This is a genomic window from Pseudomonas sp. EMN2, assembly GCF_009650555.1.
Lineage (GTDB): Bacteria > Pseudomonadota > Gammaproteobacteria > Pseudomonadales > Pseudomonadaceae > Aquipseudomonas > Aquipseudomonas sichuanensis.
The window spans coordinates 19,477-28,981 of record NZ_VZZR01000033.1 but is presented as its reverse complement, the minus strand read 5'-3'; the positions used below and the strand labels follow the sequence as shown (position 1 = coordinate 28,981).

Sequence of the window (9,505 nt, the reverse complement as noted above, 5' to 3'; positions counted from 1 at the left end):
CAATCGCGGGGCAAGCCCGCTCCCACATTCCTACAGGCGTCAGGCCTGCGCCGTACGCATCGCCGGCCTGCGGAACACGAACAGCAACCCGACCACGATCAGCCCCATGCCCAGCAGGCTGAGCGGCGCCAGGCGGTTACCGAAGATGAGGAAATCCATCACCGCGGTCACCGCCGGCACCAGGTAGAACAGGCTGGTGACATTGACCAGGTTGCCCCGCGCAATCAGCCGGTACAGCAGCAGCGTGGCCAGCAACGAGACCACCAGCCCCATCCACAGCAGCGCGCCGACGAAGCTGGCATTCCACTGCACCTGCAACGGCTGGAACGGCGCGAACAGCGCGCACAGGCCGAACCCGGCCAGGTACTGTAGCGGCAGGGTGCCCATGGGGTTGTCGGTGATGCGCTTCTGCAGGATCGAGCCGCAGGTCATGCTGGCCAGCGCCAGCAAGGCGAACAGCATCCCGAGCAACGAGACGCCGCCCAGGTTGATGCTCTGGTAGACCACCATCACCAGCCCGCCGAGCCCCAGCCCAAGGCCGAACAAACGGCTCCAGGAACGCTGCCGCTCCATCAGGACTACGGTGAGGATTGGTTGCACGCCCATCACCGTGGCCATGACGCCCGGGGTGACGTGGGTGTTCAGCGCCAGCAGGTAGAAGATCTGGTACGCGCCAAGCAGCACGCAGCCGGTACCCATGGCTCGCAGGATGCCACCCCGGCTACGCGGCCAACGCAGCCCGAGCAACGGGCCGATCAGCAGCAGACCGGCCAGTGCCAACGCCGAGCGCAGCAACAGGAAGGCGAAGGGGCTGGCCTGGGCCAGGCCGAGTTTGGAGACGATCGCCCCGCTGCTCCACAGCAGGACGAACAGGCTGGTGGTGGCCGCCGAGGCCACGGATGCTTTGTTGAAGAAATACATGTATTGCCACCTGTATGGGCAAGGAAAGCCGTACGGGCGGATCTATCGCGTATCGAGGGATAGCCGACCGTGTTCAGTAGGTTGCGTGTGTGATGGGGCTCAGCCCAGCACGACCACGCAAGGAGGCGGAGCTACGCCGCCTACGACGCCACTGACAGGTGGTGGGTAGTGACTGATCATGGCCGGCTGCTGGCTGCCACGCACGACCACGCCCGCGACAGGCGCGAGAACGTAAGCAGTGGTGGAAGGGATGGCTGGCATGAACAAGTCGTCTGCAGAAGTGAATGTTTCGGAATATATCGGTGTATTCATCGCGGGGCAAGCCCGCTCCCACGCGGGGGAACGGGCTTGCCCCTGCGGGTCAGAACAACCAGCGGTACAGTGCTACGGCCACCAGCACCGCCAGCACTGGCCGCAGCACGCGGTAAGCCTTGGGGTTGGCGCGCTTGAACTGCTTCACGCGGGAGCTGATCACATTGCTGAAACGCTTGCTCCAGGCATACGCCTGGTTGATCCCGCCCACGCGCTCGTCGTCGGTGTTCTGCGGTGCGGTGGCACGGCCGAGGAAGGCGCTGACCTTGCGGTTGATGCGGGTCATCAACGGGCTGTTGAGCGGGCGCTCGACGTCGCAGAACAGGATCACCCGAGTCATGTCGGTCTCGTTCTTCACCCAGTGCACGAAGGTCTCGTCGAACATCACGTCCTCGCCATCGCGCCAGGCGTAAGGCTGGCCGTCGACGTAGATGCGGCAATTGTCCGAGTTGGGAGTGGACAGGCCCAGGTGATAGCGCAGCGAACCGGCAAACGGGTCACGGTGCGGGTTCAGGTGGCTGCCGCCGGGCAGCAGGGCAAACATCGCACCTTTGACATTAGGAATGCTGTTGACCAGTTCGACGGTCTTGGGGCACAACGCCTCAGCCGACGGCAGCGCTTTGTCGTACCACTTGAGGTAGAACCGCTTCCAGCCCTTCTTGAAGAACGAGCCGAAACCGGCATCGTTGTCTTTTTCCGCGGCTTTGATGTAACCCTCGTCGAACAGGCGCATGGCCTCTTCGCGGATGGTTTGCCAGTTGTCCTTGAGCACGTCCAGTTCAGGGAAGCGCTGGCGGTCGAGGTACGGCTTGGAAGGCACGCCGGAGAACAGGTACATCAGGCTGTTGTACGGGGCGAACAGCGCCGAATGGTTGACGAACTGGCGCAACACCGGCAGACGCGCCTTGCCGCGCAGGTGTACGAACAGCACGCTGCCGAAAAAGACCAGCAATACACCGGCCTTGGCGACAAAGGAAAAGGTCATGCAACACTCCTTGGAGGGGAAATCTGGCCATCCCCGAATAGCCGGACATCATAACCCCCTCCGGGGGAGCTGCAAGCTCCTAGCTGTAAGCGGCAAGCTGATCTGCGTCAACTCAGGCTTTGATCTTGCCGCTTTGATCTTGCCGCTTGAAGCTTGCAACTTGCTGCTTACTGCTGGTTTTCCTGGTCGCTGAACATGTCGCTGAACAGCATGCTGGACAGGTAGCGCTCGCCGGAGTCGGGCAGGATTACGACGATGGTCTTACCCTGCATTTCCGGCTTCTCGGCCAGGCGCACCGCCGCCGCCATCGCCGCGCCACACGAGATGCCACAAAGGATGCCCTCTTCCTGCATCAGACGAATGGCCATGGCCTTGGACTCCTCCTCGGTAACCGTCTCCACCTGGTCGACGATCGACAGGTCGAGGTTCTTCGGCACGAAACCGGCGCCGATGCCCTGGATCTTGTGCGGGGTGGGCTTGAGCTCCTCGCCGGCCAGGGTCTGGCTGATCAGCGGCGAATTCACCGGCTCCACCGCCACCGACAGGATCGCCTTGCCCTGGGTGTGCTTGATGTAGCGCGACACCCCGGTGATGGTGCCACCGGTGCCGACGCCGGCCACCAGCACATCGACCGCGCCATCGGTGTCGTTCCAGATTTCCGGGCCAGTGGTTTTCTCGTGGATGGCCGGGTTGGCCGGGTTGTCGAACTGGCCCGGCAGGAAGTGCTGCGCGGGGTTAGAGGCGACGATCTCGTTGGCCTTCTCGATGGCGCCCTTCATGCCCTTGGCCTTGTCGGTCAGGACCAGCTCGGCGCCCAGCGCCTTGAGCACCTTGCGCCGCTCCAGGCTCATCGAGTCCGGCATGGTCAGGATCAGCTTGTAGCCGCGGGCGGCGGCCACGAAGGCCAGGCCGATGCCGGTATTGCCCGAGGTGGGCTCGACGATGGTCATGCCCGGCTTGAGCTTGCCGCTGCTCTCGGCGTCCCAGATCATGTTCGCGCCGATCCGGCACTTCACCGAGTAGCCAGGGTTGCGCCCTTCGGTCTTGGCCAGGATGGTCACGCCGCGCGGGGCGATGCGGTTGATCTGCACCAGCGGCGTGTTGCCGATGGAGTGGGCGTTGTCTGCGTAGATACGGCTCATGACAGGTGTCCTTGAACATGAAACAGCAGGGAAAAACATCAGGGTAAGCCTGCAACGGGGGAGCGTAAAGCCTGATCGCGCTTGCCGGGCGGCCGGTCGTGACGGACCATTCAGGGACTGAATACCGGGTCTGCGTTTGCAGGCGTCGGGGCTGGGGTTATAGTCGTCGCCAACAATCAGCGCTTGTCCGCAGCGGCCTCTTCGCGGGTAAACCCGCTCCCACAGGCAATGCAGTCGCTTGTGGGAGCGGGTTTACCCGCGAAGAGGCCCTCGAAGCCCTCAGAGGATCGGTTCATGAAGTTCGAAGGCACCCGCGACTACGTCGCCACAGACGACCTGAAACTGGCGGTCAACGCGGCCATCACCCTGGAGCGCCCGCTGCTGGTCAAGGGTGAGCCCGGCACCGGCAAGACCATGCTCGCCGAGCAACTGGCCGCCTCGTTCGGTGCGCGCCTGATCACCTGGCACATCAAGTCGACCACCAAGGCCCACCAGGGCCTCTACGAATACGACGCGGTCAGCCGCCTGCGCGACTCGCAGTTGGGCACCGACAAAGTCCACGATGTGCGCAACTACCTGAAAAAGGGCAAGTTGTGGGAAGCCTTCGAGGCCGAGGAGCGGGTGATCCTGCTGATCGACGAGATCGACAAGGCCGACATCGAGTTCCCCAACGACCTGCTGCAAGAGCTCGACAAGATGGAGTTCTACGTCTACGAGACCGACGAGACCATCAAGGCCAAGCAGCGCCCGATCATCATCATCACCTCCAACAACGAAAAAGAGCTGCCCGACGCCTTCCTGCGCCGCTGCTTCTTCCACTACATCGCCTTCCCCGACCGCGACACCCTGCAGCGCATCGTCGATGTGCACTACCCGAAGATCAGCGAGTCGCTGGTCAGCGAGGCGCTGGACGTGTTCTTCGACGTGCGCAAGGTGCCGGGCCTGAAGAAAAAGCCCTCCACCTCCGAACTGGTCGACTGGCTCAAGCTGCTGATGGCCGACAACATCGGCGAAGCAGTGCTGCGTGAACGCGACCCGACCAAGGCCATCCCGCCGCTGGCCGGGGCCCTGGTCAAGAACGAGCAGGACGTGCAACTGCTCGAGCGCCTGGCCTTCATGAGCCGGCGCGGCAACCGCTGACAGGAGCCGGGCCATGCTGCTCAACCTGTTCAATGAAATGCGCGCGGCCAAGGTGCCGGTGTCGGTGCGCGAGCTGCTCGACCTGCACCACGCCCTGCAGAAGGGTGTGGTGTTCGCCGACATGGACGCGTTCTACTACCTGGCCCGGGCCATCCTGGTGAAGGACGAGCGTCATTTCGACAAGTTCGACCGCGCGTTCGCCGCCTACTTCAAGGGCCTGGACAACCTCGACCGGCACATCGAGGCGCTGATCCCCGAAGACTGGCTGCGCAAGGAATTCGAGCGCTCGCTGAGCGACGAGGAACGCGCGCAGATCCAGTCCCTGGGGGGCCTGGACAAACTCATCGAGGAGTTCAAGAAACGCCTCGAAGAGCAAAAGGAACGCCACGCCGGCGGCAACAAGTGGATCGGCACCGGCGGCACCAGCCCGTTCGGCTCGGGCGGTTTCAACCCCGAGGGCATCCGCGTCGGCGAGGCCGGCAAGCGCCAGGGCAAGGCGGTGAAGGTATGGGACCAGCGCGAGTACAAGAACCTCGACGACCAGGTCGAGCTGGGCACCCGCAACATCAAGCTGGCGCTGCGCCGCCTGCGCAAGTTCGCCCGTGAAGGCGCCGCCGAAGAGCTGGACATCGACGGCACCATCGACCACACCGCCCGTGACGCGGGGCTGCTGAACATCCAGATGCGCCCCGAACGGCGCAACACCGTTAAGCTGCTGTTGCTGTTCGACATCGGCGGCTCGATGGATGCCCATGTGAAGGTGTGCGAAGAGCTGTTCTCGGCCTGCAAGACCGAGTTCAAGCACCTGGAGTACTACTACTTCCACAACTGCGTCTACGAGTCGGTGTGGAAGAACAACCTGCGCCGCACCTCGGAGCGTTTCGCCACCTTCGACCTGCTGCACAAGTACGGCGACGATTACAAAGTGATCTTCGTCGGCGACGCCGCCATGGCCCCCTACGAGATCACCCAGCCGGGCGGCAGCGTCGAGCACTGGAACGAAGAAGCCGGGTATGTGTGGATTCAGCGCTTCATGGAGAAGTTCAAGAAGATCATCTGGATCAACCCGTACCCCAAGCAGGCCTGGGAGTACACGGCGTCGACCCATCTGGTGCGCGACCTGATCGAGGACAAGATGTATCCGCTGACCTTGCAGGGGTTGGAAGACGGGATGCGTTACCTGTCCAAGTGATGCATTGACAGGACAGACCTCATCGCGGGGCAAGCCCGCTCCCACGCCAGACCTGCAAATGCGCGAATGGCGTGGGAGCGGGCTTGCCCCGCGATGAGGCCGGCAGCCTTACAACCAACGACCCAGGTAATCCTGCTGCTCCCGCCAAGCCTCATCCTGCACCACTGCCCTGAACCGCACCGAAGCCCCCGGCATGCACTGTGCCAATTGCGCCAGCGCCAGCGGCGTCAACGCGCCCAGCCGCGGATAGCCACCAATGGTCTGCCGGTCATTGAGCAGCACGATCGGCTGCCCGTCCGGCGGTACCTGCACCGCGCCCAGCGGGATGCCCTCGGAAATCATCGGCGCCCCCTGATAAACCAGCTGCGGCCCGAGCAGGCGGATGCCCATGCGGTCGGCGCGACTGTCCAAGGTCCAGTCGCGGTTGAACGCCTCGAACAGGCTGGTACCGCCGAAATCGCCGATCTGCGCACCCATCACCAGATCCAATACCGGCTTGTCGGCGTACGCCGGGCGCAGCTCGTGTGGCACGTGGGAGCGGCGGTGCGCCGCTGCGACTTGCCCCGCGATAGCTGCACCTGCTCGCAGCACCTCCCCCTTCAACAGCGCCCGGCCCTGGCCGTCCAGGCCACCCAAAGCCTCCCGTACTACCGTGGCACAACTGCCCAGCACCGCCTCGGCGGTGAAACCGCCGGGCGCCGCCAGATAAGCCCGCACGCCCTCGCGCGGCTGACGCAAGCTCAGACACTGCCCCTTGCCCAGCCTGAAACTGCACCAAGGCGCCACAGGCTGGTCATCGATACGCGCATCCAGATCAGCCCCGGCCAGCGCCAGCACGCAATCCTGCTCGGCGACCACGCTGAAACCGCCCAGGGCGATCTCGACCACGGCGCTGTCCAGGTCATTACCCAGCAGCCAGTTGGCCCAACGCATGGCCACCCAATCCAACGCCCCGCCCTGGGTCACCCCCAGGTGCCGCACACCGAAACGCCCGGCATCCTGCAACAGGCACAGCGCGGTGCTGGCCTCGATTCTCAACTGGCTCATGCCTGGGCCTCCAACGGGCTGTCGTCACCGCCCAGGTTGATGAATTCAGCCCGATCAACGGCCACGAATCGCACCCGATCGCCCGGCTGCAGCAGGCTGTAGCCTTCGCGCTCACGGTCGAACAAGCGCACCGGGGTGCGCCCGATCAGGTTCCAGCCGCCCGGCGATACCGCAGGGTAAGCGGCCGTCTGGCGCTCGGCGATGCCCACGCTGCCCGCCGCCACGCGCTTGCGCGGGGTGCTCAGGCGCGGGCTGGCCAGGCGCTCGTCGACCAAGCCCATGAAGCCGAAGCCGGGGGCGAAACCCAAGGCGAATACCGGATAGTCGCGACCGCTGTGCAGGCCGATCACCTCGGTTTCACTCAGCCCGCTGCGGGCGGCCAGCACTGGCAATTCTGGGCCGACGCTTGCGTGGTACCACACCGGGATCTCGTGGCGCCGCCCGGCGGTGCCGGGATCCGGCTGCAACCCTTCGAATGCTTGCACAATGCGCTGGCGCGCCTCGCTCGGCGCCAGGTCGAACTGCACCATCAGCGTGGTATAGGACGGCACCAGGTCGATCAGTTGCGCGCCGAACACCGCCCGCAGGCGCTGGCTGGCGGCGAGGATCCAGGGCATGTTGGCCTCATCGATACGCTCGAACAGGCGCACCATCAGGCTATCGAACGCCACCACCTCGATACGCGGCGTCATGGCAGCTCCAGCGCGTCGAGGGCCTGGCGGATCTGGCGCACGGCAGCCACCGAGCTGTCGTTGTCGCCATGCACGCACAGGGTGCTGGCATTAAGGCGCACGGCGCTGCCGTCATCGGCCACCAGTGCTTCACCCCGGGCCAGGCGCAATGCCTGCTCGACCACCAGCGCCGGCTCGTGGTGCACCGCGCCCGGCAGGCGCCGCGACACCAGGTGACCGCTGGCGGTGTAGGCACGGTCGGCGAAGGCTTCGAACCACAGCGGCACACCGATTTCGTCGCCCAGGGCCTGGGCGGCGCTGTTGTCAGCGGTGGCCATCAGCATCAGCGGCAGATTGCTGTCGTAGGCGGCCACGGCTTCAAGCACCGCACGCAGCTTTTGCGGGTCGGCCATCATGTCGTTGTACAGCGCTCCATGGGGCTTGATGTAGGCCACCCGGCCGCCCTGCACCTTGCAGATGCCGTCCAGCGCGCCGATCTGGTAGTGCAGCAGGTCACGGATCTCCTCGCTGCTGCAGGCCATGGAGCGGCGACCGAAGCCCACCAGGTCCGGGTAGGCCGGGTGCGCGCCAACGGTCACGCCATGCTCCAGCGCCAGGGCCACGGTACGGCGCATGATGCTCGGGTCGCCGGCGTGGTAGCCGCAGGCGATGTTGGCGCAGTCGATGTACGGCATTACCTCGGCATCCAGGCCCATGCGCCAGCTGCCGAAACTCTCGCCCATGTCGCAATTGAGTAGCAGGCGCTTCACTTGGCTGTTTCCCGTGTCGATGTTCATGCTGCCTACCTTAGCGTGCCTGCAGTTGTTTGCCGCGGGTTTCCGGCAAGCTCAGCGCCGCCAGGATCACCACGCCGTAGGACACCGCGGCGAAGGCGCCAATGCCAAGACCCAGCGGTACCTTCTGGCTGAGCAGGCCGATCAGCAGCGGGAACAATGCCGCGAAGACCTTGCCGATGTTGTAGCAGAAGCCCTGCCCCGAGCCGCGGATGCGGGTGGGGAACAGTTCGGTGAGGAAGGCGCCCATGCCGCTGAAGATGCCCGAGGCGAAGAAGCCCAACGGCAGGCCCAGCCACAGCATCACGTCATTGCTGACCGGCAGCTGGGTGTAGAGCAGCACGATGATGAACGAACCCACGGCGAACAGGATGAAGTTCTTCTTGCGCCCCAGCAGGTCGGACAGGTACGCGCTGACCACGTAGCCGATGTAGGAGCCGACGATCACCGTGGCCAGGTAGCCGCCGGTGCCGAGCACGCTCAGGCCGCGCTCGTTCTTGAGGAAAGTCGGCAGCCACGAGGTGATGGCGTAGTAACCGCCGAGCGCGCCGGTGGTCAGCAGCGAAGCGCGCACGGTAATCCAGAGCATGCCGGGGGCGAAGATCTCGTAGAAGTGCGAGGGCTCGGCAGCGCGTTCGGCGGCCTTGGCTTCGCGGTAGACCTCCGGGTCCTTGACCAGGCGGCGCACGAAGATCACGAACAGCGCCGGCAGCAGGCCGAGCAGGAACAGCGCGCGCCAGGCTTGTTCAGGTGGCAACCAGGAGAACAGCAGCGCATAGAGGATGGCGGTCAGGCCCCAGCCGATGGCCCAGCCCGACTGCACCATGCCCACCGCCTTGCCGCGGTCCTGGGCGCGGATCACCTCGCCGATCAGCACCGCGCCGGCAGTCCATTCGCCGCCAAAGCCGAAGCCCATCAGGGTGCGGGCGATCAGCAGCTGCTCGTAGTTCTGGGCGAAGCCGCAGAGGAAGGTGAAGAAAGCGAACCACAGCACCGTCAGTTGCAGGGTGCGTACCCGGCCGATGCGGTCGGAGAGGATACCGGCGATCCAGCCGCCCAGGGCCGAGGCGATCAGCGTGCTGGTGTGGATCAACCCGGCCTCGGTGGTGCTGATGCCCCAGAGCATGATCAGAGTGGGCACGACGAAACTGAGCATCTGGGTGTCCATGCCATCCAGGCCATAGCCGATCTTGCAGCTCCAGAAGGTGCGTCGTTGCTGGGAGTCGATGTCGCGGTACCAGGCGAAGGGGCCGCTCGAGGATCGGGCGGGGGCCTGCTGCTGCACGCCGGTCGGGTTCATG

General features: G+C 64.8%; 9 protein-coding genes. 2 read left to right on the top strand and 7 right to left on the bottom strand.

Features of this window, described 5'->3' with window-relative positions:
- Window positions 1-39 precede the first annotated feature (39 nt).
- The 3 genes from F6X61_RS11155 to cysK form a co-directional block, all read right to left on the bottom strand.
- Window positions 40-921, bottom strand: a complete 882-nt coding sequence (locus tag F6X61_RS11155) for a DMT family transporter (protein WP_153786694.1) — start codon at window positions 919-921, stop codon at window positions 40-42.
- Window positions 922-1,282: 361 nt separating this feature from the next.
- A complete protein-coding gene (locus F6X61_RS11150; protein WP_153786693.1) occupies window positions 1,283-2,218 on the bottom strand; it encodes an aspartyl/asparaginyl beta-hydroxylase domain-containing protein in 936 nt (311 codons plus the stop codon).
- A 167-nt stretch (window positions 2,219-2,385) separates the two neighbouring features.
- A complete protein-coding gene (cysK, locus tag F6X61_RS11145) occupies window positions 2,386-3,360 on the bottom strand; it encodes a cysteine synthase A (RefSeq protein WP_153786692.1) in 975 nt (324 codons plus the stop codon).
- 294 nt (window positions 3,361-3,654) lie between these two features.
- On the opposite strand from cysK, the gene F6X61_RS11140 reads away from it, so the two are divergent.
- Entirely contained in the window at window positions 3,655-4,500 is an 846-nt protein-coding gene (locus F6X61_RS11140) for a MoxR family ATPase (RefSeq protein ID WP_110992491.1), read from the top strand.
- A gap of 13 nt (window positions 4,501-4,513) precedes the next feature.
- Complete coding sequence (locus F6X61_RS11135) at window positions 4,514-5,692, top strand: VWA domain-containing protein (RefSeq protein ID WP_153786691.1); 1,179 nt, start codon at window positions 4,514-4,516, stop codon at window positions 5,690-5,692.
- Window positions 5,693-5,800: 108 nt separating this feature from the next.
- On the opposite strand, the gene F6X61_RS11130 is transcribed toward F6X61_RS11135, so the two are convergent.
- The 4 genes from F6X61_RS11130 to F6X61_RS11115 are packed head-to-tail and all read right to left on the bottom strand — an operon-like array spanning window position 5,801 to window position 9,504.
- Window positions 5,801-6,739 carry a biotin-dependent carboxyltransferase family protein gene (locus F6X61_RS11130; protein WP_153786690.1) on the bottom strand — a complete coding sequence of 313 codons (939 nt, stop codon included), beginning with the start codon at window positions 6,737-6,739 and terminating at the stop codon, window positions 5,801-5,803.
- Window positions 6,736-7,431 (bottom strand): 5-oxoprolinase subunit PxpB, encoded by a 696-nt coding sequence (gene pxpB, locus F6X61_RS11125; protein ID WP_153786689.1) that lies wholly within the window; start codon window positions 7,429-7,431, stop codon window positions 6,736-6,738. The genes F6X61_RS11130 and pxpB overlap by 4 nt, the downstream gene beginning before the upstream one ends.
- Window positions 7,428-8,207, bottom strand: a complete 780-nt coding sequence (locus F6X61_RS11120) for a 5-oxoprolinase subunit PxpA (protein ID WP_153786688.1) — start codon at window positions 8,205-8,207, stop codon at window positions 7,428-7,430. Before F6X61_RS11120 ends, pxpB begins: the two co-directional genes overlap by 4 nt.
- 10 nt (window positions 8,208-8,217) lie before the next feature.
- The gene (locus F6X61_RS11115; protein ID WP_153786687.1) at window positions 8,218-9,504 is read right to left on the bottom strand and encodes an MFS transporter; all 1,287 of its coding nucleotides are present in this window, start codon (window positions 9,502-9,504) and stop codon (window positions 8,218-8,220) included.
- Window position 9,505: the final 1 nt, after the last annotated feature.